Origin of the sequence: Aeromonas sp. CD, from assembly GCF_033349375.1 — a bacterium.
In the GTDB taxonomy this organism is placed as follows: Bacteria; Pseudomonadota; Gammaproteobacteria; order Enterobacterales; family Aeromonadaceae; genus Aeromonas; species Aeromonas hydrophila.
This window is the reverse complement of record NZ_CP137631.1, coordinates 3,978,482-4,002,500: the sequence shown is the minus strand read 5'-3', so window position 1 is coordinate 4,002,500 and position 24,019 is coordinate 3,978,482. Positions and strand designations below refer to the sequence as shown.

Here is a 24,019-nt window from a genome sequence, read left to right as displayed (position 1 = left end):
ACCGCCGGCTAAGGTCCCAAAGTTCTGGTTAAGTGGGAAACGATGTGGGAAGGCTCAGACAGCTAGGATGTTGGCTTAGAAGCAGCCATCATTTAAAGAAAGCGTAATAGCTCACTAGTCGAGTCGGCCTGCGCGGAAGATGTAACGGGGCTCAAACCAGGCACCGAAGCCGCGGATTCACACTAAGTGTGAGTGGTAGGGGAGCGTTCTGTAAGTCTGCGAAGGTGTGTCGAGAGGCATGCTGGAGATATCAGAAGTGCGAATGCTGACGTAAGTAACGATAAAGGGGGTGAAAAGCCTCCTCGCCGGAAGACCAAGGGTTCCTGTCCAACGTTAATCGGGGCAGGGTGAGTCGACCCCTAAGGCGAGGCCGAAAGGCGTAGTCGATGGGAAGCAGGTTAATATTCCTGCACGACTTGTAATTGCGATGGGGGGACGGAGAAGGCTAGGTGGGCCAGGCGACGGTTGTCCTGGTGAAAGTGCGTAGGTGGTGTTTCTAGGCAAATCCGGAGACACAACACTGAGACACGAGACGAACACACTACGGTGTGGAAGCCATTGATGCCCTGCTTCCAGGAAAAGCCTCTAAGCTTCAGATTACAAGTCATCGTACCCCAAACCGACACAGGTGGTCGGGTAGAGAATACCAAGGCGCTTGAGAGAACTCGGGTGAAGGAACTAGGCAAAATAGAACCGTAACTTCGGGAGAAGGTTCGCTCTTGACAGTGAAGTCCCTTGCGGATGGAGCAGTTGGGAGTCGCAGTGACCAGATGGCTGGGACTGTTTATCAAAAACACAGCACTCTGCAAACACGAAAGTGGACGTATAGGGTGTGACACCTGCCCGGTGCCGGAAGGTTAATTGATGGGGTTAGCGCAAGCGAAGCTCTTGATCGAAGCCCCGGTAAACGGCGGCCGTAACTATAACGGTCCTAAGGTAGCGAAATTCCTTGTCGGGTAAGTTCCGACCTGCACGAATGGTGTAACCATGGCCATGCTGTCTCCACCCGAGACTCAGTGAAATCGAATTCGCCGTGAAGATGCGGTGTACCCGCGGCTAGACGGAAAGACCCCGTGAACCTTTACTACAGCTTGGCACTGAACATTGAACCTACATGTGTAGGATAGGTGGGAGGCTTTGAAGGCGTGACGCCAGTTGCGCTGGAGCCGTCCTTGAAATACCACCCTTGTATGTTTGATGTTCTAACGCAGGCCCATGAATCTGGGTCGCGGACAGTGCCTGGTGGGTAGTTTGACTGGGGCGGTCTCCTCCCAAAGAGTAACGGAGGAGCACGAAGGTTGGCTAATCCTGGTCGGACATCAGGAGGTTAGTGCAATGGCATAAGCCAGCTTAACTGCGAGACGGACAGGTCGAGCAGGTACGAAAGTAGGTCATAGTGATCCGGTGGTTCTGAATGGAAGGGCCATCGCTCAACGGATAAAAGGTACTCCGGGGATAACAGGCTGATACCGCCCAAGAGTTCATATCGACGGCGGTGTTTGGCACCTCGATGTCGGCTCATCACATCCTGGGGCTGAAGTCGGTCCCAAGGGTATGGCTGTTCGCCATTTAAAGTGGTACGCGAGCTGGGTTCAGAACGTCGTGAGACAGTTCGGTCCCTATCTGCCGTGGGCGTTGGATGATTGAAGGGAGTTGCTCCTAGTACGAGAGGACCGGAGTGAACGAACCTCTGGTGTTCGGGTTGTCACGCCAGTGGCACTGCCCGGTAGCTAAGTTCGGAATCGATAACCGCTGAAAGCATCTAAGCGGGAAGCGAGCCCTGAGATGAGTCATCCCTGACCCCTTGAGGGTCCTAAAGGGCCGTTGGAGACCACAACGTTGATAGGTGGGGTGTGTAAGCGCGGCGACGTGTTGAGCTAACCCATACTAATTACCCGTGAGGCTTAACCATACAACACCCAAGAAGTGTTTCTGGCCTTGTAGCGAATGAGTGAACTACTAATTCAGTGATAGCGACCACCTCACCAGGTGACAGTTGTTATTCACGTCAGCTTTCTCAGATTGAAGAATTTGCCTGGCGGCCATAGCGCCGTGGAACCACCTGAACCCATGCCGAACTCAGAAGTGAAACGCGGTAGCGCCGATGGTAGTGTGGCATTCGCCATGCGAGAGTAGGACACTGCCAGGCACCCAATATAAGAAACCCCGCTCATCTGAGCGGGGTTTTTTATTGCCTGAAATTCACCGTGTTGTGGTCTTGGTGCCAGCTATAATTATTGTTCCCCCTTTGTCGTGAATGCTTCAGTAACGCTAGATTGGTGTTGTTGAACACTCGATATCTCGCTGTTCATCTCCTCATTTTTAAGTCTCACTATGTAGTGGTCTAATCATCCCGGACACCATTTTAGGTGGTACAGTCGCCACCATGACCTGAGGTGTTCAATGACAAGATTGCGTCGCTCGTTTACTGCCGAATTCAAACTGGAAGCTGCATCCCTGGTGCTTGATCAGGGGTATTCAGTCCCCGAAGCCAGCCGTTCGCTGGATGTCGGTGAAACCGTGCTTCGCCGCTGGGTTCAGCAGCTTCAATCCGAACGCAGTGGCACTACCCCAATCAGCAAAGCGCTGACTCCGGAGCAGCAGAAAATCCAGGAGCTGGAAGCCCGTATCAACCGGCTCGAACGTGAAAAGGACATTCTAAAAAAGGCTACTGCTCTCTTGATGGCGGACGAGTTCACACGTACGCGCTGATAGACCGATTAAGGGAGCAAGCCCCCATCACCTTGGTCTGCTGCGCTTTCGATGTTCCCACCTCCTGTTTTTACGATTATCTGGCTCGCAGGCGGACGATTAACCGTGAGCGCATGCAGCAGCGCTGCGAGTTGCGCCGGTTGTTCAAAGCGAGCCGGAACTCGGCAGGCAGCCGTGCCTTGATGTCGATGATGCGGGAGCTGGGGTATCAGATTGGCCGGTTCAAAGTACGTAACCTGATGAAGGAAGCCGGGCTGGCATCCAAGCAGCCGGGCGCACACCGTTATAAGGTGGCACAGTCTGAACGACCGGACATTCCCAATTTGCTGGCCCGCGAATTTGATGTCCAGCAACCCAATCAGGTGTGGTGTGGCGATATCACCTACGTCTGGGCAGGTGGTCGTTGGCATTACCTGGCAGCGGTGCTTGACCTGTACACCCGGCGGGTTGTGGGGTGGGCGATGTCAGATAAACCAGATGCAGAGCTGGCCATCAACGCACTGGAGATGGCCTATCAACAACGAGGTTGCCCGTTCGGCGTACTGTTTCACTCTGACCAGGGCAGCCAATATGGCAGCCGGGCATTTCGGCAACGACTGTGGCGCTATCGCATGACCCAGAGCATGAGTCGTCGTGGTAACTGCTGGGATAACGCCCCGATGGAGCGGTTGTTCAGGAGCCTGAAGTCAGAGTGGCTCCCGGTAACGGGATACCTGAGCCTGCGGGAGGCGAAACGGGATATCAGTTATTACCTGATGGATTACTACAACTGGCGGCGTCCACATCAACACAATGACGGGATACCGCCAGCAAAAGCCGAACATCGGCCTAACCGAGTGTCCGGATTTAGTTGACCACTACACTATTCCCTCCGGCCATCGGAGCTGAGCGCTTTTAGCGCTTGAATTGCCCGGCTATTCCATTCGTCGATGATCACTATTGCTGCGGCGGGGGATGACAAGGAAGGCTGGATCCATAGACTGTCTCTTTCAGGCATTAGGAGCTGTGTATGTTGGGGATCCACGATCTGTCGTTGTTTGTCGTATCCGGTCTGCTGTTGAACATGATGCCGGGACCGGACTCCCTGCTCATCATGCTGCGCAGCGGTTCACAAGGCTGGCGGGCCGGTTCGGTGGCGGCGCTGGGAATAGGGACTGGCACCATGGTGCACGTGCTGGCGGCAGCGCTGGGACTGTCGGCACTGCTGAGTGCCTCGGCCGAGCTGTTCGCCGTCATCAAGTTGATGGGAGCGCTCTACCTGGTCTATCTGGGAGGCTCGCTCCTATGGCAAGGGGCTGGCTCACCGGCTGTGTGCGAGCCTGTCGTGCGGCTGCCTGCGCTCTCCTACGGCCGGATCTTCCGGCAAGGGTTGCTGACCAATGTGCTCAATCCCAAGGTAGCCCTGTTCTTCCTCGCCTTTGTTCCCCAGTTCATCGCTCCCGATGCACCGCAGAAGGCGCTGGCCTTTGTCGTGCTGGGCTGCATCTTCAATTTCAACGGCATGATCTGGTGCCATCTGCTGGCCTTCTCGACCGCCTATGCGAGTCGCAAGGTGACCTTGCCTGGCTGGTTGGGCCGCTGGCTCAACCGCTTGATGGGAGGCTTGTTCGTGGGGCTTGGTATCAAGCTGGCGGTGGAGTGAGAGGGTAAACGCCGGGCATAGAAAAAGGCGTATCCCATCGCTGGGATACGCCTTCGTCTGCACTGCAGCAGGCTGACTGGAATCAGTTCATGCCGTAGCGCTTGAGTTTCTTGCGCAGAGTACCGCGGTTGATGCCCATCATCACGGCGGCGCGAGTCTGGTTACCACGGGTGTACTGCATGATCACGTCCAGCATGGGAGCTTCGACTTCGGAGAGAACCATATCGTACAGATCAATCACTTCCTGACCGTTCAACTGGGCCAGGTAGTTACGCAGGGCCTGTTGCACAGAGTCACGCAGGGGGCGCTGGGTCGGCTCGGCAGCGTGATTGTGAGTAGTTGTTACCAATGCATCAGAAGTCAGGGTTTGTTCGAACATATTCGGTCGGCTCTTTAGTTATGCGTTAACCTAATCCATCGAAATACGCTTCGAGTGCCTCGAGTTGTGCATCTGCACAATCCAGGGCATTGAAGTGCTTACGGAATTCTCGGCCCGTCTCTTCTTCATCCAGATACCAGCCCACGTGTTTACGGGCAATGCGCGCTCCCAGATATGCACCATAAAACCGGTGCAGGTTGGTTACATGCTCGTTCATCAGGGTGCGAACCTCTTCCCTTTCGGGAGGCGGCAGCTTGGTGCCCGTCTCAAGAAAATGACGGATTTCCCGGAAAATCCAGGGTCGTCCTTGCGCAGCACGGCCGATCATCACGGCATCAACGCCGGTATAGTCGAGGACATACCGGGCCTTCTCCGGGCTGTCTATGTCGCCATTGGCGACAACAGGAATCGATACGGCCTGCTTAATCGCCCTGATAGTGTCGTACTCCGCTTCGCCCCGATAGAGGTCGGTACGGGTACGACCATGCACGGCAAGGGCCGCGATGCCGCAATCTTCGGCGATTCGGGCGATCTCCTCGCCATTGCGGTTATCCGGATCCCATCCTGTGCGGATCTTCAAGGTGACAGGTACCTCCACTGCGTCCACCACGGCCCGGCAGATGGTTCTGACCAGGTCGGGTTGTCGCAGCAGGGCGGAACCTGCCAGCTTCTTATTCACTTTTTTTGCCGGACATCCCATGTTGATGTCGACGATCTGAGCGCCCTGCTCCACGTTGTAGCGGGCAGCAAACGCCATCATCTCGGGGTCGGCTCCGGCAATCTGGACCGATCGCAAGCCACCTTCTGCAGAGTGATCCATTCTCATCCTGGTTTTCTGGGTATCCCAGACATCCGGGTTGGCCAGCAGCATCTCGGAAACGGCCATGCCAGCGCCCAATCGCAAACAAAGTTCACGAAATGGTCGGTCTGTTACACCGGCCATGGGAGCCACGATCAGGGGAGTTTCAAGCGTGTGGGGACCTATCTGCATTCCACGGTTACCATCGGCTTAGGGCGGCGTATATTACGCATTTTTTAGTCAGGAGAAAAGGTTAGTATTTGAGCGTCAGCCATTTTTTTCTGAAAAAAACGTCGTGCCAAGGCTTGCAAATTCAGGAGTGCTTGAAAATCAGACATATTGTCGAGCCGGACTGGCGGGGCCAAATGGGTGAGGGGAGAGGCGATTTGCCTGTCCCCATCCCGGACCGGTTTGCGTTATGATAGCGAGCTTGTATCGAGCAAAGGCTCCAAACAATTTCATTACAAACAGATTGGGGATGTATGACGGCAAGGTTCATCAAATCTCTCTACCCGTGTCTGCTTGGTGCCGTGCTGGGCTCGGCCCAGGCCCAGACGGTCAGTTTCAGCGAAGCCTGGAGTCGGGTCATCCGCCAGGATGACGGGCTGGCGGCCGAGCAGGCAGGGGTGGAGCGGGCACAGCAACTGCGCGAGGCGGCCAAGGCCATGTATCTGCCCAAGGTGGACGTGGGGGCCAGCTATACCCACCTCGATCAGCCGATGGAACTGGACATGATGGATCTCAACCCCATCGCCAACCATCCGGAATTCGGCAAGGTGCTGGCGCCCATCATGCAGGCGCTCAAGCTGACGCCCAACGACTTCGTCACCCCCCTCACCAAACAGAACGTAGTGACCAGCTCGGTCAAGATGCTGTGGCCGCTGTTTACCGGTGGCCGCATCGATGCGGCGCAGGACATTCGCCAGGCCCAGGTGAGCGAGGCGCAGCAGTTGTTGGTGCTCAAGCAGCAGTCCACCTTCGAGAGTCTCTCCCAGACCTACTTCGGGGTGGTGCTGGCGGCCCAGGTGGTGCAGACCAAGCAGGAGATCGAGCAGGGGCTGTCCCACCATCTGGAGCATGCCAAGAAGCTGGAGGCCCAGGGCCAGATTGCCCGGGTCGAACGCCTCTCCGCCCAGTCGGCCTATGACCGCGCACGCATCGATACCCAGAAGGCAAGGCGCAGCCTGGAGATTGCCCAGCTGGCCCTTGGCCACATGCTCAAGCTCAAGCAGGCCGAGCCCAACACCCAGCTCTTCATCAACCAGCAGATGCCCGAGCTCGATGCCCTGGTGCAGGAGACACTGGCGGTGCATCCCGGTCTCAAGCTGCTGACGGCCAAGAAGGAGCAGGCGCAGGGGATGATCAAGCTGGAGAAGGGCAAGTACGCCCCCGAGCTGTTCCTGTTCGGCAACTACAACCTCTATGAAGATGATTCGCTGGCCTCCAAGACCACGCCGGACTGGCTGGTCGGGGTGGGCGTCAGCATGCCGCTGGTGAGCCGTGACGGCCGCTCCGAGACGGTACAGGCGGCCAAGAGCGCCGAGCTGCAGGTCAATCTGCTGCAGGCCAAGACCCGCCAGGATCTGGAGCTGCTGGTCGAGAAGACCTGGCGCGAGGCGGCGCAGGGGCTGGAGGAGTTCCAGTCGCTCTCTTCCACCCAGGCGCTGGCCGAGGAAAACGTGTTGCTGCGGGACAAGGCGTTCGGGCAGGGGCTCTCTACCTCCCTCGACGTGGTGGATGCCCGCAACCAGCTGGCCGGGGTCAAGACCCAGCGCGCCGCTGCCGCCTATCAATACGTGATCTCGCTGGCCCGCCTGTTGGCACTCTCCGGTCAGATGAACAGTTTCAATCAATATCAGCATGGGCAAGTGATCGAGGTGAATTCATGATCGCACGCCACTCTGCTCCTTTTTTCATGTCTGTTTCGACCGCCAAGGGTCGCCCGTTTGCCGAGGTGAATGCATGAGTCATCCCCCCATCAAGAAGAAGATGAGCCAGGCCAAGCCGCTGCTGCTGCCACTGGCGCTGGTGCTGCTGGTCATCTGGCTGGGCTGGCGTTTCTGGCTGGCCTATCAGCCGGAGCCGGTGCGCCTGCAGGGGCAGATCGAGGCGCAGCAGTACTCCGTCTCCTCCAAGGTGGCGGGCCGTATCGACGAGGTGCTGGTGAAGAAGGGGGATCAGCTGGCCAAGGAGCAGCTGGTGTTTACCCTGGCCAGCCCGGAAATCGAAGCCAAGCTGAGTCAGGCCAAGGCCGGTCAGGCGGCAGCTGGCGCCATGGCTGAAGAGGCCGAGAAAGGGGCGCGCGCGCAGCAGATTGCGGCCGCCAAGGATCAGTGGCAAAAGGCCAAAGCGGCCGCGCTGCTGCGCGGCAAGACCTACGAGCGCATCGCCAGCCTGCATCGGGATGGCGTGATGCCGCTGCAAAAGCGCGATGAGGCCTGGACTGCCTGGCAGGCGGCCAAGTACAGCGAAGGCATGGCCTGGCAGCAATACCAGATGACCCTGGAAGGGGCGCGGGAAGAGACCAAGATTGCGGCGCGCGAGCAGGCCAAGATGGCCGCCGGCGGCGTGGCCGAAGTGGAGGCCTACCTGGCCGATACCCGCATCGCCAGCCCGCACGCCGGGGAAGTCTCCCAGGTGCTGCTGCGCAGCGGCGAGCTGGCCCCGCAGGGCTTCCCCGTGGTGACCCTGCTCGACATGAGCGATGCCTGGGCCCAGTTCCACGTGCGTGAAGATCTGTTGCCCCGCTTTGCGCTGGGGACCGAGTTCGATGCCCGTATTCCCGGCCTGGGCGAGCAGAGGGTGCGCTTCAAGGTGACCCATGTGGCTGTGATGGGGGATTTCGCCACCTGGCGTGCCACCGATACCCGGCAGGGCTTTGACATGAAGAGCTTCCAGGTAGAGGCGCGCCCGCTGCAACCGGTTGAGGGGCTGCGGGTCGGCATGAGCGTGCTGGTAGAACTCTGATGGGACGTGAATGGCGGTTGCTGTGGCAGGATCCGTTCGGCCGGGCACTGGCAAGCTGGCTCCCCCTGTTGCTGATGGGGATCCTCTGCTGGGTCTTCTCGGCCGGGCTGGCGCGGGATCTCAAGATAGGTCTGGTGGATCTGGATCAGAGCCTGCTGTCACGCGAGCTGGCCTTTTCGCTGGATGCCTCCGCCGGACTCAAGGTCGCCCAGCAGTTTGATTCCATCGAGGCAGGGGCCAGCGCGCTGCGAGGGGGCGATATCTACGCCCTGGTCGTGTTGCCGAACCACCTGGAGCGGGATGCCCGGCAAGGCACCCAGCCTCAGGTCACCGTGTTCAACAACGGCCAGTTCATCCTGATCGCCAAGCTGATCAACTCGGCGTTGGCCCAGGTGGTCGGGACGCTCAACGGTCAGGTGGGCGTGCTCTCGGCCATGGCGGGCGGCAAGGCGCTGCCCGGTGCGCTGGGGCAGGCGGTGCCCATCGCCAGCCAGGTGACGGCGCTCTACAACATCAACTCCAGCTATGCCCAGTTTTTGCTGAGCGCCCTGTTGCCGGCGGTGTGGCAGATCCTGGTGGTGCTCTACGGCATCAATGCGCTGGCCCGCACCGATAGGCTGGGGCTGGACTGGACCACCAAAGGGGTCTGGTTCGGTCTCTGGCGCACCCTGCTGCCCCACGTGCTGATTGGCTGGGGCTGGGGGCTGGGGTGGAGCCTGCTGCTGTTCAAGGGGTTTGGTTACCCGATGCAGGGCAGCTGGCTGGTACTGACGATGGGATTGGGGCTGGCGTCGGCCGCCTGTGTCAGCATGGGGGCCTTCTTCTACGGCATCATCCGGGATCCGGCTCGTGCCCTGTCGCTGGCCGGTGCCTACACGGCGCCGGGCTTTGCCTTCATGGGGGTCACCTTTCCGGTCAGCGCCATGGGGGATTTCGCCCAGTTCTGGCGCAGCCTGCTGCCCATCTCCCACTACGTCGAGCTGCAGATAGGCCAGACCAACTACGGTCAACCGCTGGCGGCAGCGCTGCCCCAGTTTGGCGCCCTGCTGCTGTTTCTGCTGCCCCTGCTGTTGGTGGTATGCCGTTACCAGGCCCAGGCGAGCGCGGCCCCCGTTAATGAGGAGCCCAGGTCATGATGGGATGTTGGGATTTGCCACGCTGCGAGTGGCGGCCGATTGCTTTGAGCCTCTCGCTGGCGCCACAAATCGCTGCCTCCTGGCGGTGGAAGGAGCCAATGACATGCTAGGTTTCTGGGATCTGCTGCGCCTTGAGCTGCGCACCCTGCTGGCGGACAGGGCCATCATGCTCACCCTGTTCGGCGGCGTCTTCTTCTACTCCTTCCTCTACCCGCAGCCCTATCTGCACCAGTTGCCGCGGGAAGAGGCGGTGGTGGTGGTCAACGAGGATGGCAGCCAGCTGTCGCGTCAGCTGGAGTTCATGGCCGATGCCACGCCGCAGGTAAAACTGGTGGCGCGGGCGGGCAGCCTGAATGAGGCTCGTGCGTTGCTGCTGGCGGGGCAGGGCAGCGGCATTTTGCACATTCCCCGCCACTTCTATCGGGATCTGATGCAGGGCAAGAGCGTCACCCTGGGCTATGCCGGCGATGCCTCCTACTTCCTGGTTTATGGCACCATTGCCGAGGGACTGGCCCAGGCGGGCGGCACCCTCGCCGCCCAGGTGAAGGTCGCCAGATTGCTGAGCCACGGTGAAGCCTTGCCGCAGGCCGCCATGGGCTGGAATGCGGTGGCACTCAACGTGCTGCCGGTGTTCAACCCCACCATGGGCTATGTGAACTACGTGGTGCCGGCGGTGTTCGTGCTGATCCTGCACCAGGTGCTGCTGATGGGCACCGGCATCCTGGGGGCAACCCAGAACCAGCGCAGCCAGCGCGGCGAGGCGGGCTACTGGCAGAATGCCCCCATCCTGCCACTGCTGCTGGCCCGCACCCTGGTGGTGGGGGGGCTGTTCGTGCTGCCGGTGAGCTACTTCTTCGGCTTCTGCTTCGATCACTACAACATAGTGCGCACCGCCGAGCCGGCCGCACTCTGGTTGTTCACCCTGCCGTTCCTGCTGGCCACCACCTGGCTGGGAGTGGTGCTGGGGGCACTGTTTACCCGCCGGGATCTGCCGACCCAGGTGGTGCTTGTCTCCTCGCTGCCGCTGGTCTTTCTGGCCGGCTTCATCTGGCCGCTGGAGCTGATCCCGACTCCGCTCAACTGGCTGGCCCAGTGGGTGCCGAGCACCCCGGCCATCGAAGGCTTTTTGCGGCTCAACCAGATGGGGGCCGAGTTTGCTCAGGTTTCCCACTACTGGTGGCAGTTGTGGGGGCTGGCACTGCTCTACGGTGCGTTGGCCTGCCTGTTGCTGCGTTGGCGGCAGCAGTCGTTGCCGGTTGCCAGCCAGCCTGCTTTGCAGAGTGAAACCACCGCCGGTTAAGCGGGAGGGTACCAGCGCGCGTGATACAGTGTGTGCGGTAAAGCGAAAAACGGTCAGCCCTTGGGCTGACCGTTTTTGTATGTGCTGGATCAGTGAAGCTGGCGCTGGTTTAGCCGCGCTGGAGCTCGGGATCGCCGATGGCGTAGATCTGGCAGTGTGCCGCCTTGTCGCCGAGCAGACGCAGCCCGCAGGCGGCGACGTCGGCACGACGTACCAGGCCGTGTACCTCCTTGCCCTGGCTCAGCACGGCCTGACCGGTGGCCTCGCCATCCTGCAAACCCGCCGGGCGCAGTATGGTCCACTCGAGCGCGCTGGTCTGCAGCCAGCTCTCCGCCAGACTCTTCAATCTGACCTCGTGACCGAAGGCTGCCCGGGCCCGCTGCGGCAGATATTGCCAGCTGTCGCCGCAACCGAGGGAGGTCACCAGCAGCAGGCGCTTGAGCCCGGCCAGCTCCATCTGATCGATCACCTGACGATTGCCCAGATAGTCGACAGGCTCTGCCTGGCGAAAACTGCCGAGGGTGGAGATGACCTGCGCCCCGTCGCCGGCCAGCTGGCAGGCCGCCGCTACCGCTTGCGGGTCGAGGGCATCGCCGTTGACGACCTCGACTCCCAGAGCGCGCAGCTCGGTAGCTACCTCGGGACTGCGGATCAAGGCGATGACCCGGTGGCCCTGCTGCAGGGCTTGCTCGGTGAAGGCGCGGCCCAGCCCGCGGCTGGCCCCGAAGATGAGTGTGGTTGGCATGCTGCTGCTCCCTTTGACGAAAGGGCTAGCCTAGAGGGTTGTGGGGAGGCTGTAAATGAGAGTTGTTTTTATTTGCCTGGAAAAGAGGGAAGCGGCGAGCCAGGGGCGGAGCCTGGCTCGCACGGGGATCAGCCGTTGTAGTGGCCGATATGGGGGCGACGGCTGGGGCCGCTCAGATGGATATCCACCGGATTGAACGCCTTGATCGCTTCGAAAGCGAAATCACCTATCGCCTGATGCAGGCTCTGGGGATTGTGGTTGGTGATGAGGATGACGCTTTTCGACAGGTTGCGACGGCGGCGCAGCAGGTGGCCGAGGAAGCTGGACTGGCTCTCCGCCATCTTGGCGCGGTTGGCCGAGACCTCGTCGATGATCAGCAGATCCACCTCTTCCAGGGCCCGCCGGTACTGGTTGCGCTCTTCCTGATCCTGGATCACGTTGAAGAACAACCTGTCCACGATGGAGGCCCACTGCTGGAAGATCACCGACTTCTGGTGGCGTGCGATCAACTCGTGCGCCACGGCGCCGGCCAGGGTCGACTTGCCGGTGCCGTAGTCACCGTAGATCAGCATGCAGCCGCCGCCGCTCTTCTCCCAGTGCTCGAAACCGCTGATGAAGTAGCGGGCGGTCTCGATGGGATATTGCAGCGCCGGATCGCCGGCATCCATCCGTTCAAACACCCAGTCGGGGTTGAGGTCGGCCTGGGCGATCAGCTTCTGGATCCGCTCCTGGCGCGCCGCCTTCTGCAGCTCGCGCACCTCGGCATTGGCCTTGGCGTCGTACTCCTTGCGCAGGGTCTCGTAGTCGTACTGGCTGCCGCCGGTCTCTTGCTGAAGGCGACGAATGCGCTCCAGCAGGCCTCCAACGTGGCGGCTCAATTCCGGGTCGTGAACGCGATGATCCTGCTTGGCCTTGGCGATCTTCTGGCGCTTGGCTTCGATCTCTTCCAGCTCCTGGCGCAGGGGATCGTGCGGGTCAGTCATGGAATGCTCCTTCTGCTCGGTCTGGGGTGGGGACAGGTCTCTGATTTTGCCTGCTGGCGGTGCCTGCTATCAATCATTATCCGGCTCCTGTGGCTGGCCGGCCAGCCGCTTGGCCTCTTCGATCATCTCCTGGGCCCGCTTGCTTGGGCCCGCCTCGACCTGTGCCTGGGTCACCTGTTGGTAGCCCTGCACCTCCATCGGCTTGCGGCGGGTATAGCGGCGGGTCTTGAGGGCGCGGATGAACTTGAGCATCCACTGGTGCTGGGAGTCGAACACCTCGGGCCGCCCCAGCCAGTAGGCGATGAACTCGCCGAGATCCTCTTCGCTGTAGCTGGCATCGATCACCCCGCACAGGCGGGCGAGGGCTGGCAGCTCTGCATCCGGGCGCCATTGCAGGTGCATCTGGAACGGGCGCTCCGGCAGCGGGCTGCGCACCCGCTGGGTCAGCAGTGGCAGCTGGAACGGGCACTGATGGTAGTGCTCACTGTCGTTTTGCGCCTCGACTTGCAGCAAACCCGCCTCCATCAGCTCATCGAACAGCTCGGTCAGCTGGCGGGCATTGACCTGAAAGGAAAAGCCGCTGGGATCGCCCGGGTCGACCACCGCCAGCGCCCGGCCGAGTTCGGGGTAGTTGAGCCTGGCCAGCTGATTTTCCAGCACCAGCCGGCGCAACTGCAGGGTATAGAGGCTGCGGGCTGGGTGGGACAATCTGGGATGGGCGAGGGCGCTGTATTCGGCAGGGGTCATGGCATGCTTCATTGACTGAGGTGGCGGTATTATCCCCCATGGCGCAGCCTCATACAATTGATGGCATGTCCGGCACCGCCGGCGGGTGGTCGGCTCGCCCGCAATCGGGGTTGCTTGTTTTCGTATGACGCTGTTTTTTTGTCAGCCAAGTTGCAAAGAGGAGAAAAAGCTGAGTTTTGATGAGCATCATTAGCTGCTTTATTTCAAGCAGTTGGCCGCCAGAATAGCTACCGGGCATGGATTTTTCGGCGATTATTCAATCATCTGATTGGTCAATGCAGTCGGTTATGGTCTAGGCTTGAGGCTAAATAACTGGTTGACTAATAAGAGCTTTATCAAGATGTTAAAAGCCGGACTACGGATCCTGGTGGTGGAGGACGAAGCCGTTTTTCGCCACTCGCTGGTCAATTATCTCGCTCACGATGGTGCCTGCGTTTTCCAGGCCGAAGACGGCATTGAAGGCCTCTCTGCCGCCGCTCTCTATCACCCCGATGTGGTGTTATGTGATTTGAACATGCCCAACATGGATGGGCATGAGGTGATCGCCTGCCTCACGGCCCGCTACCCTCATATTCCTGTCATCGTCATCTCGGCCCAGAGCAAGATGGCGGCGGTCGAGCGAGCGCTGCGCGCCGGTGCCCGCGATTTCCTGCTCAAGCCCATTTCTGACTTTGGTCAGGTGCGTCGCAGCATAGAGCAGTGCCTGAGCGCCAACTACGGTTATGGACAGCAGCTGGAGTTGATGGAACACATCGACTTCTTTCGCGAACACGACCAGGCGGCGACCCGGCTGCTGGCTTGGTTGAAGCCGCCGGGCCTGCAGGAGTGGGGGCCCTGGCAGGTCACCTTTGAAGGGATGGGCAATCTGTTCATTCCCGATACCTTCAAGGTGGATGACAAGCTGCTGGTGCTGGTGATGGAGCTGCCGATCCTCGGGGTGGATGCCGCTTTCTGCGGTGCCTTGGTGCGCTCTCTGATGAACGCCCCGTATCGCCAGTTTCAGCGTGGCGAGAGTCTGCTGCTGACCCAGCCCCACCGGTTGCTTGATTACCTCAATCTGCAGCTGGTCGAATCCGGTCTGCGGCACTCCTTCGCCATGGCCGCCCTGTTGTTTGATCAGGAGGACGGGCTGGTCTTTGCCAATGCCGGGCTGACTTCGCCCCACTGGCTGGTGCGATCCGGCGGCCTGCCGCTCGGTCTGCTGCGTACCAGCCACTACGCCTTGCACAGGCGCATCTGGCATGAACCCTTTGACCTGCAGTTTCGCAGTGACAGCGGCAGTGCCCTGCATATGCAGGTTCGACATCATTGAGGCCGTGTCAGATGGCCACATACAAAGAGGGCGCCCATGGGCGCCCTCTTTGTTGCTAGACAATCCGGACCGCTTAGACGGCGGCAGATTGCAGCTTCTTGTCGTGTTCCTGCGGCTCTTTGGCCGGACCTTCTGCACCGTGCATCCAGTAGACCAGGCGATTGGCCATGGTCAGCAGGATCAGCGCGCTGATCACGGCGGCCAGTGCGATGCCACCGAAGATGGCCATGGCACCGGATTCGCCGACGAAGGAGCCGATGAAACCGGCGGCATAGTTGGCCAGGGCCACAAAGCCGAACCAGGCACCCATCATCAGGGAGGCCAGGCGCAGCGGAGCCAGCTTGGTCACCATGGAGAGGCCGATCGGGGAGAGGCAGAGCTCGCCCAGGGTGTGGAACAGGTAGGCACCGACCAGCCAGAACATGGAGGTCTTGACGGCCTGATCACCACCTTGCTCCAGCACGGCACCGATCATGAACAGGAAGCCCACGGCCAGGAACAGCAGACCCATGGCGAACTTCACCGGGGAGTTCGGCTCTTTCTTGCCGAGCTTGATCCAGATGGCGGCCACGATGGGGGCCAGCGTGATGATGAAGAAGGGGTTCAGGGACTGGAACCAGGCGGTCGGCACTTCGAAGCTGCCGATCATGCGGTCGGTATACTCCTGCGCGTACAGGTTCATCAGACCACCGGCCTGCTCGAAGCCAGCCCAGAAGATGATGGTGAACAGACCCAGCACCAGGATGACTTTGATGCGATCCACTTCCTGCTTGGTCAGCGGCGCCTTCTGCTCCTTGGAGCGCTGCTCGGCGGCGCGCTGGGCGGCCGGCACGCGGCCGATATCACCCAGGAAACGCTGAGCCATGGTGGCCTGCACCACCAGGGAGAGCAGCATGCCGATACCGGCGCTGACGAAGGCGGCTTGCCAGCCATAGGCGGTTGCGGCGGCGCCACAGATGACGCCGGCCAGCAGGGAGCCCAGGTTGATACCCATGTAGAAGATGGTGAAGGCACCGTCACGACGGTGGTCACCTTCCTGATACAGGTCACCCACCATGGTGGAGATGTTCGGTTTGAACAGACCGTTACCCACGATCAGCAAGCCGAGACCCGAATAGAAGACGGTGTTGACCATGTCCGGGAACATGGCGTGCGGCAGCGCCAGGGTAAATTGGCCGGCGGCCATCAGTACGGCACCAAACAGGATGGCGCGGCGTTGGCCGAGGAAAGTATCTGCCAGCCAGCCGCCGATGATCGGGGTGATGTAGACCAGACCGGTATAGATGCCGTACAGCTTGAGGGCATCGGCCTGAGTCCAGCCCATCCCGCCGTTGGCAGTCATGTCAGTCAGATAGAGCACGAGCACGGCACGCATGCCGTAATAGGAGAATCTCTCCCACAGTTCGGTACTAAAGAGCAAAAAAAGCCCTTTAGGGTGACCTAAAAAGGTCCCTTTGGACGGATTATTCATTGGAACTTCCACCTGTGTCTTATATTTTTTTAGAAATTTTATGCAAGGGCTAGGAACAAGCCATAATCCTTATAGAACAAGCGTGATTAAATTACAATATTATGATTTAGCGATATTTTATCTATCAATGGTTGAATATATGTTTATAAAATGAAAAAGGGCATCGAATGATGCCCAGTGTTTTATTCCATTAATAGGTTAAATATTCAGCTATTACAGCTGCTTGGCAAATTGTTTCAACCAAGTGATAAATTCGCCGTTCAGTTCCGGATGGCGCACTGCATATTCCACGTTGGCTTTCATGTAACCTAACTTGCTGCCGCAGTCGTGGCTGCGCCCTTTCATGAAGTAGGCATTCACCTGCTCCTGCTCCATCAGCATGGCGATGGCATCGGTCAGCTGGATCTCGTCGCCGGCACCGGCGGGGGTCTTCTCCAGCAACGGCCAGATGTTGGAAGAGAGCACGTAACGGCCGACCACGGCCAGATTGGAGGGGGCCTCGTCACGGGGTGGTTTCTCGACGATGGCCTGCATCGGCAGAGACATGCCCTCGCTCAGCGCTTCTCCCTTGATGTCGGCGATACCGTATTTGTCCACTTCACTCTCGGGGACGGCTTCCACCATGATCTGGCTGATGTGATCCTGTTCGAACATGTGCACCATCTCGGCCAGGTTGTCCTGCTTGGGATTGCTGGCCACCTCGTCGATCAGCACGTCCGGCAGCAATACCGCAAACGGGTTGTCGCCGATCAGCGGACGGGCACAGAGCACCGCGTGTCCCAGACCTTTGGCTTCCCCCTGGCGGACGTGCATGATGGTGACGTCTTTCGGGCAGATGTGTTGCACCTCTTCCAGCAGTTGCCGCTTGACCCGCTTCTCGAGGGTCGCCTCCAGCTCGAAGCTCTTGTCGAAGTGGTTTTCGATGGAGTTCTTGCTCGAGTGGGTGACCAGAATGATCTCCTTGATACCGGCGGCGATGGCTTCGCGCACTACATACTGGATCAGCGGTTTGTCGACGACGGGCAGCATCTCCTTGGGGATGGCCTTGGTGGCTGGCAACATGCGGGTACCCAGACCGGCGACAGGAAGAACGGCTTTGCGGACCACAAGAGGGATATTTTTCATGGATAAGTTCCAAAGGATACAAAGTGGGCCCATGATACCCGAAGAAAAATAGGGCAGCCACAGGCTGCCCTTATGATGGAAGGGGTGTGGATCGGTTACTTGACGATAATCATGTCCCGATTTGCTTCCAGCGTGGCCGGCCCGATGCCGCTCACATCGGCCAGCTGATCCACGGTAGTGAACTTGCCCTGCTTCTCGCGGTAATCGACGATGGCCTGGGCCTTCTTCTCACCAATGCCCTTGAGCGCAGTCAACTCATTGATACTGGCGGTGTTGAGGTTCACCTTGCCGCTCTCCTTGGCGGCGGTGACCGTGGTTGCCGGCTTGGCTGCAGGCTTGTCGGCGGCCAGCAGAGGTTGGCTGAGCAGGGGCAGGCAGCTCAGCAGCAGGGTGGCGGTCAGGGTCTTGTAGTTCATGGCGTCACGTCCTTGTGTGGTTTGGTATGCCTATTGAGAATTAGCCGAGTCGCGCCACTTTTTGTCTGTCAGAAGTAACAGGGTTATAACTCAGCTGAATCGGCTATAACCCAGGCCATTCCAAAATAGGTACACTGTGCTAACCATTTGACTAGGATGTCTTTTCTTATGTTTTTTCCTGCGATTTCCGAGCTGGAGCCCATCGCCCGTGCCGCCGGTGACGCCATCATGGCCATCTACAGTCAGCCCTTTGCGGTGGAGTACAAGCAGGACGAAAGCCCCTTGACCGCCGCCGACAAGGGCGCGCACGAGGTGATCGTGCAGGCGTTGGCCCGGCTGACTCCCGACATCCCCGTATTGTCCGAGGAGTCCGGGCCCGAGGTGATGGCGGCGCGCCACGGCTGGTCCCGTTACTGGCTGGTGGACCCGCTGGACGGCACCAAGGAGTTCGTCTCCCGCAACGGCGAGTTCACCGTCAATATCGCCCTGATTGAAGAGGGAGCACCGCGTTGGGGACTGGTCTATGCCCCGGTATTGGACCAGCTCTGGTATGGCGGCAAGGGGCTGGGGGCCTGGCTGGTGGCTGATGGCAAGCGTGAGGCCATCCAGAGCCGACCTCATCAGGAAGGTACACCCTGGCGGGTGGTGGGCAGCCGCAATCACCTCTCCCAAGCAACGCTGGATTACCTGGCGGGCTTTGGTGACATGGCGCGGGGCGAGATTGAGCTGGTTTCCATGGGCAGTTCGCTCAAGTTCTGCATCATCGCCGAGGGGTGCGCCGAGCTTTACCCGCGCCTCGCTCCCACCTGCGAGTGGGATACCGGTGCGGCGCAGGCGGTGCTGGAGGGGGCGGGCGGCAGCGTTACCCAGCTCGATGGCTCGCCGCTGCGCTACAACAAGCCGGACATCCTCAACCCCTGGTTCGTGGCCAAGGCATAAAACGGGATATCGGGATAGAAAAAGGCCGGACTGGCGTGAACAGCCAGTCCGGCCTTTTTTATTTCTCTATTCGCGTTGGGTCAGAAGACCTTCTTGAACGGCTTGATGGTCACCTTGGCATAGACACCGGCCGCCACATAGGGATCGGCATCGGCCCAGGCCTTGGCATCCGCCTGTGAGGCGAACTCGGCGATGACGGTGCTGCCGGTAAAGCCGGCATCGGCCGGATCCTCGGCATCGATGGCCGGGTTGGGGCCGGCGGTGAGCAGCCGCCCTTCATCCTGCAGCGCCTGTAGCCTGGCCAGATGGGCCGGGCGCGCCTGCTTGCGCAGCGGCAGGCTGCCCTGGACATCTTCGGAATAGATGAGATACCACATGAGAGGATCCTTTTCTTGATGGCAGTTATTTTTTCATTTCATTTTTCTGCTCGGCGGGCAGGTGGCGATAGAGATAGACACCGCTCAGCAGAGTGAATACCAGGGTCATGCCAAGCAGACCGAACACCTTGAAGTTGACCCACATCTCCTGCGGCAGGGTGAAGGCCACATAGAGGTTGAGCAGGCCGCAGACGGTAAAGAAGCCGACCCAGCCGAGATTGACCCGATCCCAGACGGGATCCGGTGCCTGCAGCTCCTTGCCCAGCATCTGCTTGATCAGGTTCTTGCCAAAGCCGTAGCGGCTGATGAGTAGGCCCAGCGCAAACAGTACGTTGATGACGGTGACTTTCCACTTGATGAAGGTGTCGTCGTGGAAGAAGACAGTGAGGCCGCCAAAGAAGCCGACCAGCAGGAAGGTGAACAGCTGCATCTTCTCGACCTTGCGATAGCGGATCCAGCTGTAGGCGAGCTGCAGACCGGTCACCACCACCAGGGCACCGGTCGCCATGTAGATGTCGTAGAACTTGTAGACTGCAAAGAAAACGATAAGAGGAATAAATTCAATAAATTGCTTCATGTCTGGCTCGTCGCCCTCAAAAGTGGACCGCAAAATTTCATTCAGTGTACCTGCCCGATGGGCAACGGCAAATGAATAAGACCGCTCATTCGTCAGCCAGTTCCTCAGCCAAATAGCTGCCTTGCGATCTCGGCGCCCAGCCGCTGCTGATCCCCCAGCAGATCGCGGATGTGGCGCTCTTCGATGAGCGGATTGAGCAGCACGGCCCGCAGCAGGGTGAGCGGCTGGGTGCCGTAGCGCCCCACGGCGCGCTGGGTGCGGGAGACAAAACTGTGCCCCTCGGCGCGCTGGGCCTTCTGCAGGGCGACGTTGAAGGTATTGACCTGTTCGTTGGCGGCCTCGTCCAGTACCTTGCCCTGCAGATGAGGGGGGATGCAGCGATAGGAGAGCAGGTTCATCACCGGGGCCGACATCAGCTCGAAGGCGGGATCCTGGTCGATAAGGCTGGCCATCAGGCGGGCCCGGTCGTAGTTGGCCTCGATGAGCTCGGCATAACCCTGCTGGCCGAACAGCTGGAAGGCGGCATCCAGATAGAGCGCATTGGCCGGGCGGGTGCCCTCCAGGGTGAAGCGGCCCTGATCAAAGGAGCTGGCGCGGATGGCGTAGGGGGCCTCCCGCTTGACCGCCATCATCAGGTCCGGCTGGCGGCAGAGCAGCATGCCGGTACCGAGCGGCACCAGCAATTGCTTGTGGCCATCCAGGGTGACGGTATCGGCTCGCTCGATCCCCGCCAGCAGTGCCTGATAGCGGGGCGAGAACAGGGTCGGGCCGCCCCAGGCGGCATCCACGTGAAAGTGGATCTGCTCGCGCTCGGCAATGTCCGCCAGCTCAGGCAGCGGGTCGATGGAACCGAAATCGGTGCTGCCGGCCACGCCGACCAGTGCCAGCACCTTGATCTTTTGTTCTTTGCACTGGGCAAGGGCCTGCTCCAGCGCGGCCATGTCGAGCCGGTTCTGGTCGTCGGTGGGAAGGCGCCAGACGCTGCGCGCCCCCAGCCCCAGCAGATCTATCCCCTTGTCGAAGGAGTAGTGCATGAGCCGCGAGCCCAGGATGACGGCGCCGCGATAGCCCTGCTCATAGAGCGCGAACAGGTTGTCGCCGCAGGCGCGGTTGCGGGCCAGCCAGAGGGCGGTGACGTTGGCGATGGTGCCGCCGCTGGTCATGACGCCGAGGGCGGCATCCTTGGCATGCATCTGGGCGTCATAGAAGAGATCGTCGGCGCGATAGATGAGGCGGTGCAGCTTGGCCAGCACCTCCCGCTCCAGAAAGCTGAGCAGACGGGAGGACTCCATCTTCATCGGGTTCTGGTTGAGCATCACCACCAGGCGGGACAACTCGGCGGTGAAGGCCGGTAACGGGGCCGTCATGTGGCCCATGTAGCGTGGCGAGGTGAGGTGGGATGCGCCAGGCACCAGGGTGGCCAGGCGCGCCAGGTACTCATCCATGGCGATGCCGGTGGCCGGCATGCGGGATTGATCGAGCTGGTGGGTGAACTGGTCGCGCTGGTAGGGAGCCTGACTGTCATCCGAGTGGTGGAAGGTCTCCAGCAGATCCGTCATGGCCTGGCCGAAGGCCGGATCCGGTAGTGCAAACAGTTCAGTCAACTTCATCAGGTTCTCCAGACCGGGTTGCCAGGGAGTCACTGGGGGGTGAGCAAGCGCGGTGGCAACAGCTACGTGGGCATCGGCCGCAGAGCATACACCAAAGGCCAGCGGGTGACAGCCATGCGCATCGCCTCAACGCACGGCAAATGGCATGAAAATCACTTTAAGCTAACACTTGTACTCTGAAATGACGGCAGCTAGAGTGAGCGCAGTTTGGGCAGGAGTATGCAATGAGCAGTGTGACGGATTATTCGCCCCGCGAGGAGCTGGCCAACCGCCTCAGCCACGGCCTGGGGCTGGTGCTGGGTATCCTGGGGTTGGTGTTGTTGTTGAACAAAGGCTGGGCGCAGGGCCCTCAGGCGCTGGTCAGTTACAGCCTCTATGGTGGCAGTCTGGTGCTGCTCTATCTGGCCTCGACCCTCTACCACAGCATGGCGGAAGGGCCGGCCAGACGCTGGTGCAAGGTATTCGACCACTGTGCCATCTATCTGCTGATCGCCGGTACCTATACCCCCTTCCTGCTGGTGGCGCTCGACACGCCATTGGCACAGGGGTTGATGGTGGTGATCTGGGGACTGGCGTTGGCGGGGGTGGTGTTCAAGCTGCTCTTCATCAACCGCTTCAAGAAGCTGTCGCTGTTTACCTACCTGATGCTGGGCTGGTTGTCGTTGCTGGTGGTCTATCAGCTTTACATTCACCTGGAGGGGGAAGGCTTGCTGCTGCTCGGGCTGGGTGGTCTCATCTACAGCCTGGGGGTGATCTTCTATGTGGCCAAGCGTATCCCCTACAACCATGCCATCTGGCATCTGTTTGTGCTGGGGGGCAGCGTTTGTCACTTTATGGCCATTTATGGCTACGTCGCATAACTAGCCCTTAATTGGTATTTTTTGCTGCTCAAAAGGATAAATTCGTGCGGTATCACACAGTTGGCCGCGGCGTTTGCTGACAAGCTAGGGACAGTTCAATTCGCAAAGGATGCACGAAATGAGTGATATCGCGCTTTCCATCAGCATGTTGTCGCTGGTGGCAGTGCTGGGGCTCTGGCTGGGAAACTGGCGGGTCTATGGCGTCGGTCTCGGGATCGGAGGGGTGCTGTTCGGCGGCATCATAGTGGGCCACTTCGCCGGCCTCTCGGGGCTGGCGCTGGATGAGCAGACCCTGCACTTCATTCAGGAGTTCGGCCTGATCCTGTTTGTCTACACCATCGGCATTCAGGTCGGCCCCGGCTTTTTCTCCTCCCTGCGCAGCTCCGGCCTCAAGCTCAACGGCTTCGCCGCCCTGCTGGTACTGCTTGGCTGCGCCGTGGCGGCAGCCCTGCACCAGCTGTTCGACGTGCCGCTGCCGGTGATCCTGGGGGTATTTTCTGGCGCCGTGACCAACACCCCGTCTCTCGGTGCCGGCCAGCAGATCCTGGCGGAACTGGGAGCAGCGCCCGGCTCCACCGGCCTGATGGGGATGGGCTATGCAGTCGCCTATCCGTTCGGCATCTGCGGCATCTTGTTGACCATGTGGCTGATCCGCATGTTCTTTCGCATCAAGATCGACGAAGAAGCAGCCCAGTTTGAACAACAGGCCGGCAAGACCAAGGAGAGTCTGCAGACCATCAACATCGCGGTGCGCAACCCCAACATCCACGGTTTGATGCTGAGCGAGATCCCGAGTCTCGACGAGGCAGACGTCATCTGCTCGCGCCTCAAGCGCGGTGATGATCTGATGGTGCCGCGGCCAGATTCGCGCATCGAACTGGGCGACCTGCTGCACCTGGTAGGTGAGCGGCACGCCCTGCGTAAAGTACTGCTGGTGCTGGGGGAGGAGGTGGAGACCTCGCTCTCCACTCGCGGCACCGACCTGCGGGTAGAGCGGGTGGTGGTGACCAACGAGCAGGTGCTCGGCAAGAAGATCCGCGATCTCGACATCAAGCAGAAGTACGACGTGGTGATCTCGCGCCTCAACCGGGCCGGCATCGAGCTGGTCCCGACCAGCCAGACCAGCCTGCAGTTCGGTGACATCCTCAACCTGGTGGGGCGGCTCGACGCCATCGAGGCGGTCACCAATGTGGTGGGCAACGTGCAGCAGAAACTGCAGCAGGTGCAGATGTTGCCGGTGTTCATCGGCATCGGCCTCGGCGTGCTGCTCGGCTCCATCCCCTTCTATCTGCCCGGGTTCCCGGCCGCACTCAAACTGGGTCTGGCGGGCGGGCCGCTGGTGGTGGCGCTGATCCTGTCGCGCATCGGCAGCATCGGCAAGCTCTACTGGTTCATGCCCCCCAGTGCCAACCTGGCGCTGCGGGAGATCGGTATAGTGCTGTTTCTGGCGGTGGTGGGCTTCAAGTCCGGCGCCGGCTTCATCGATACCCTGATCAACGGCGATGGTCCGGCCTGGATGATGTATGGGGTGGCGATCACCCTGATCCCGCTGCTGGTGGTCGGCGTGCTGGCCCGTCTGTACGGCAAGATGAACTACCTCACCCTGTGCGGCTTGCTGGCCGGTTCCATGACGGATCCTCCCGCCCTGGCGTTTGCCAACGGCATGCACCCCACCAGTGGTGCCAGTGCCCTGTCGTACGCGACCGTCTATCCGCTGGTGATGTTCCTGCGCATCATCTCACCCCAGTTGCTGGCCATACTGCTGTGGGCTGGTGCCTGATATGAAGCCCCTGACGGGGGCACTGGCAGTGCTCCCGTCATCAAAATGCAACACATTGATCATCTTGGTTTTATTTTCCATTCCCGCCGTTGTTGACCCTTCTGTTTAACCGACCGTTCCAGCCTCAAATCAGTCTATCCAT

General features: G+C 60.0%; 21 protein-coding genes and 2 rRNA genes (1 of these 23 only partly in view). 12 read left to right on the top strand and 11 right to left on the bottom strand.

Features of this window, described 5'->3' with window-relative positions; all coding sequences use genetic code 11:
- The 4 genes from R2E40_RS18440 to R2E40_RS18425 all read left to right on the top strand — a co-directional run.
- A 23S ribosomal RNA gene (locus R2E40_RS18440) occupies positions 1 to 1,912 on the top strand (it extends 977 nt beyond the left edge of the window).
- A 122-nt stretch (positions 1,913 to 2,034) separates the two neighbouring features.
- Positions 2,035 to 2,149, top strand: a 5S ribosomal RNA gene (rrf, locus tag R2E40_RS18435).
- Positions 2,150 to 2,403: 254 nt separating this feature from the next.
- Positions 2,404 to 3,566 (top strand): IS3 family transposase gene (locus tag R2E40_RS18430; RefSeq protein WP_318164089.1). Its coding sequence is split into 2 segments (ribosomal slippage): positions 2,404 to 2,659 and positions 2,659 to 3,566, totalling 1,164 coding nucleotides; the frame shifts between segments, so codons are not numbered across the junction.
- A gap of 155 nt (positions 3,567 to 3,721) precedes the next feature.
- Positions 3,722 to 4,354 carry a LysE family translocator gene (locus R2E40_RS18425; RefSeq protein WP_318164088.1) on the top strand — a complete coding sequence of 211 codons (633 nt, stop codon included), beginning with the start codon at positions 3,722 to 3,724 and terminating at the stop codon, positions 4,352 to 4,354.
- An 82-nt stretch (positions 4,355 to 4,436) separates the two neighbouring features.
- Here the strand turns inward: R2E40_RS18425 and fis are convergent, their stop codons facing one another.
- Positions 4,437 to 4,733, bottom strand: coding sequence for a DNA-binding transcriptional regulator Fis (gene fis, locus R2E40_RS18420; RefSeq protein ID WP_005309538.1), 297 nt, complete (start codon positions 4,731 to 4,733; stop codon positions 4,437 to 4,439).
- Between the two features lie 25 nt (positions 4,734 to 4,758).
- Positions 4,759 to 5,724, bottom strand: a complete 966-nt coding sequence (gene dusB / locus R2E40_RS18415) for a tRNA dihydrouridine synthase DusB (RefSeq protein ID WP_029302666.1) — start codon at positions 5,722 to 5,724, stop codon at positions 4,759 to 4,761.
- A gap of 290 nt (positions 5,725 to 6,014) precedes the next feature.
- On the opposite strand from dusB, the gene R2E40_RS18410 reads away from it, so the two are divergent.
- The 4 genes from R2E40_RS18410 (at position 6,015) to R2E40_RS18395 (ending at position 10,935) form a co-directional block, all read left to right on the top strand.
- Positions 6,015 to 7,421 carry a TolC family protein gene (locus R2E40_RS18410; RefSeq protein ID WP_016351868.1) on the top strand — a complete coding sequence of 469 codons (1,407 nt, stop codon included), beginning with the start codon at positions 6,015 to 6,017 and terminating at the stop codon, positions 7,419 to 7,421.
- A gap of 73 nt (positions 7,422 to 7,494) precedes the next feature.
- Positions 7,495 to 8,499, top strand: coding sequence for an HlyD family secretion protein (locus tag R2E40_RS18405; protein ID WP_318164087.1), 1,005 nt, complete (start codon positions 7,495 to 7,497; stop codon positions 8,497 to 8,499).
- The gene (locus R2E40_RS18400) at positions 8,499 to 9,635 is read left to right on the top strand and encodes an ABC transporter permease (protein WP_318164086.1); all 1,137 of its coding nucleotides are present in this window, start codon (positions 8,499 to 8,501) and stop codon (positions 9,633 to 9,635) included. The genes R2E40_RS18405 and R2E40_RS18400 overlap by 1 nt, the downstream gene beginning before the upstream one ends.
- A gap of 103 nt (positions 9,636 to 9,738) precedes the next feature.
- On the top strand, positions 9,739 to 10,935 hold the full coding sequence (locus R2E40_RS18395) for an ABC transporter permease (protein ID WP_318164085.1): 1,197 nt from the start codon (positions 9,739 to 9,741) through the stop codon (positions 10,933 to 10,935).
- Positions 10,936 to 11,044: 109 nt separating this feature from the next.
- Here R2E40_RS18395 and R2E40_RS18390 read toward each other — a convergent pair whose 3' ends face one another.
- From R2E40_RS18390 to R2E40_RS18380, 3 genes are all read right to left on the bottom strand, one after another.
- Positions 11,045 to 11,680 carry an SDR family oxidoreductase gene (locus tag R2E40_RS18390; RefSeq protein ID WP_318164084.1) on the bottom strand — a complete coding sequence of 212 codons (636 nt, stop codon included), beginning with the start codon at positions 11,678 to 11,680 and terminating at the stop codon, positions 11,045 to 11,047.
- A 128-nt stretch (positions 11,681 to 11,808) separates the two neighbouring features.
- Complete coding sequence (locus tag R2E40_RS18385) at positions 11,809 to 12,663, bottom strand: DnaA ATPase domain-containing protein (protein ID WP_011707253.1); 855 nt, start codon at positions 12,661 to 12,663, stop codon at positions 11,809 to 11,811.
- Positions 12,664 to 12,732: 69 nt separating this feature from the next.
- Positions 12,733 to 13,410 (bottom strand): DnaT-like ssDNA-binding domain-containing protein, encoded by a 678-nt coding sequence (locus R2E40_RS18380; protein WP_318164083.1) that lies wholly within the window; start codon positions 13,408 to 13,410, stop codon positions 12,733 to 12,735.
- 340 nt (positions 13,411 to 13,750) lie between these two features.
- Between R2E40_RS18380 and R2E40_RS18375 the strand changes: the two genes are divergently transcribed.
- Positions 13,751 to 14,722: a response regulator gene (locus R2E40_RS18375; protein WP_269385096.1), complete on the top strand. Its 972-nt coding sequence runs from the start codon at positions 13,751 to 13,753 to the stop codon at positions 14,720 to 14,722.
- Between the two features lie 73 nt (positions 14,723 to 14,795).
- On the opposite strand, the gene R2E40_RS18370 is transcribed toward R2E40_RS18375, so the two are convergent.
- The 3 genes from R2E40_RS18370 to R2E40_RS18360 form a co-directional block, all read right to left on the bottom strand.
- Positions 14,796 to 16,193: a peptide MFS transporter gene (locus R2E40_RS18370; RefSeq protein WP_011707249.1), complete on the bottom strand. Its 1,398-nt coding sequence runs from the start codon at positions 16,191 to 16,193 to the stop codon at positions 14,796 to 14,798.
- 213 nt (positions 16,194 to 16,406) lie between these two features.
- Positions 16,407 to 17,318: a UTP--glucose-1-phosphate uridylyltransferase GalU gene (gene galU, locus R2E40_RS18365; protein ID WP_269385099.1), complete on the bottom strand. Its 912-nt coding sequence runs from the start codon at positions 17,316 to 17,318 to the stop codon at positions 16,407 to 16,409.
- A 95-nt stretch (positions 17,319 to 17,413) separates the two neighbouring features.
- On the bottom strand, positions 17,414 to 17,734 hold the full coding sequence (locus R2E40_RS18360; RefSeq protein ID WP_011707247.1) for a ComEA family DNA-binding protein: 321 nt from the start codon (positions 17,732 to 17,734) through the stop codon (positions 17,414 to 17,416).
- Positions 17,735 to 17,902: 168 nt separating this feature from the next.
- On the opposite strand from R2E40_RS18360, the gene cysQ reads away from it, so the two are divergent.
- A complete protein-coding gene (gene cysQ, locus R2E40_RS18355; RefSeq protein ID WP_318164082.1) occupies positions 17,903 to 18,673 on the top strand; it encodes a 3'(2'),5'-bisphosphate nucleotidase CysQ in 771 nt (256 codons plus the stop codon).
- Positions 18,674 to 18,753: 80 nt separating this feature from the next.
- Here cysQ and R2E40_RS18350 read toward each other — a convergent pair whose 3' ends face one another.
- The 3 genes from R2E40_RS18350 to R2E40_RS18340 form a co-directional block, all read right to left on the bottom strand.
- On the bottom strand, positions 18,754 to 19,050 hold the full coding sequence (locus R2E40_RS18350) for a YciI family protein (RefSeq protein WP_005309589.1): 297 nt from the start codon (positions 19,048 to 19,050) through the stop codon (positions 18,754 to 18,756).
- Between the two features lie 25 nt (positions 19,051 to 19,075).
- On the bottom strand, positions 19,076 to 19,627 hold the full coding sequence (locus R2E40_RS18345) for a septation protein A (RefSeq protein ID WP_042067696.1): 552 nt from the start codon (positions 19,625 to 19,627) through the stop codon (positions 19,076 to 19,078).
- 104 nt (positions 19,628 to 19,731) lie between these two features.
- Positions 19,732 to 21,237 carry an aminotransferase class V-fold PLP-dependent enzyme gene (locus R2E40_RS18340; RefSeq protein WP_318164081.1) on the bottom strand — a complete coding sequence of 502 codons (1,506 nt, stop codon included), beginning with the start codon at positions 21,235 to 21,237 and terminating at the stop codon, positions 19,732 to 19,734.
- A gap of 224 nt (positions 21,238 to 21,461) precedes the next feature.
- Between R2E40_RS18340 and trhA the strand changes: the two genes are divergently transcribed.
- Together trhA and R2E40_RS18330 are read left to right on the top strand one after the other, a co-directional pair.
- Positions 21,462 to 22,097 (top strand): PAQR family membrane homeostasis protein TrhA, encoded by a 636-nt coding sequence (gene trhA / locus R2E40_RS18335; protein ID WP_016351856.1) that lies wholly within the window; start codon positions 21,462 to 21,464, stop codon positions 22,095 to 22,097.
- 118 nt (positions 22,098 to 22,215) lie between these two features.
- Positions 22,216 to 23,877 (top strand): putative transporter, encoded by a 1,662-nt coding sequence (locus R2E40_RS18330; RefSeq protein ID WP_318164080.1) that lies wholly within the window; start codon positions 22,216 to 22,218, stop codon positions 23,875 to 23,877.
- Positions 23,878 to 24,019 lie beyond the last annotated feature (142 nt).

Excerpts from the sequence above, each read along its gene's own strand:
- R2E40_RS18425 (WP_318164088.1), top strand. The coding sequence starts at position 3,722 with ATGTTGGGGATCCACGATCTGTCGTTGTTTGTCGTATCCGGTCTGCTG.
- fis (WP_005309538.1), bottom strand. The coding sequence starts at position 4,733 with ATGTTCGAACAAACCCTGACTTCTGATGCATTGGTAACAACTACTCAC.
- dusB (WP_029302666.1), bottom strand. The coding sequence starts at position 5,724 with ATGCAGATAGGTCCCCACACGCTTGAAACTCCCCTGATCGTGGCTCCC.
- R2E40_RS18410 (WP_016351868.1), top strand. The coding sequence starts at position 6,015 with ATGACGGCAAGGTTCATCAAATCTCTCTACCCGTGTCTGCTTGGTGCC.
- R2E40_RS18405 (WP_318164087.1), top strand. The coding sequence starts at position 7,495 with ATGAGTCATCCCCCCATCAAGAAGAAGATGAGCCAGGCCAAGCCGCTG.
- R2E40_RS18400 (WP_318164086.1), top strand. The coding sequence starts at position 8,499 with ATGGGACGTGAATGGCGGTTGCTGTGGCAGGATCCGTTCGGCCGGGCA.
- R2E40_RS18395 (WP_318164085.1), top strand. The coding sequence starts at position 9,739 with ATGCTAGGTTTCTGGGATCTGCTGCGCCTTGAGCTGCGCACCCTGCTG.
- R2E40_RS18390 (WP_318164084.1), bottom strand. The coding sequence starts at position 11,680 with ATGCCAACCACACTCATCTTCGGGGCCAGCCGCGGGCTGGGCCGCGCC.
- R2E40_RS18385 (WP_011707253.1), bottom strand. The coding sequence starts at position 12,663 with ATGACTGACCCGCACGATCCCCTGCGCCAGGAGCTGGAAGAGATCGAA.
- R2E40_RS18380 (WP_318164083.1), bottom strand. The coding sequence starts at position 13,410 with ATGACCCCTGCCGAATACAGCGCCCTCGCCCATCCCAGATTGTCCCAC.
- R2E40_RS18375 (WP_269385096.1), top strand. The coding sequence starts at position 13,751 with ATGTTAAAAGCCGGACTACGGATCCTGGTGGTGGAGGACGAAGCCGTT.
- R2E40_RS18370 (WP_011707249.1), bottom strand. The coding sequence starts at position 16,193 with ATGAATAATCCGTCCAAAGGGACCTTTTTAGGTCACCCTAAAGGGCTT.
- galU (WP_269385099.1), bottom strand. The coding sequence starts at position 17,318 with ATGAAAAATATCCCTCTTGTGGTCCGCAAAGCCGTTCTTCCTGTCGCC.
- R2E40_RS18360 (WP_011707247.1), bottom strand. The coding sequence starts at position 17,734 with ATGAACTACAAGACCCTGACCGCCACCCTGCTGCTGAGCTGCCTGCCC.
- cysQ (WP_318164082.1), top strand. The coding sequence starts at position 17,903 with ATGTTTTTTCCTGCGATTTCCGAGCTGGAGCCCATCGCCCGTGCCGCC.
- R2E40_RS18350 (WP_005309589.1), bottom strand. The coding sequence starts at position 19,050 with ATGTGGTATCTCATCTATTCCGAAGATGTCCAGGGCAGCCTGCCGCTG.
- R2E40_RS18345 (WP_042067696.1), bottom strand. The coding sequence starts at position 19,627 with ATGAAGCAATTTATTGAATTTATTCCTCTTATCGTTTTCTTTGCAGTC.
- R2E40_RS18340 (WP_318164081.1), bottom strand. The coding sequence starts at position 21,237 with ATGAAGTTGACTGAACTGTTTGCACTACCGGATCCGGCCTTCGGCCAG.
- trhA (WP_016351856.1), top strand. The coding sequence starts at position 21,462 with ATGAGCAGTGTGACGGATTATTCGCCCCGCGAGGAGCTGGCCAACCGC.
- R2E40_RS18330 (WP_318164080.1), top strand. The coding sequence starts at position 22,216 with ATGAGTGATATCGCGCTTTCCATCAGCATGTTGTCGCTGGTGGCAGTG.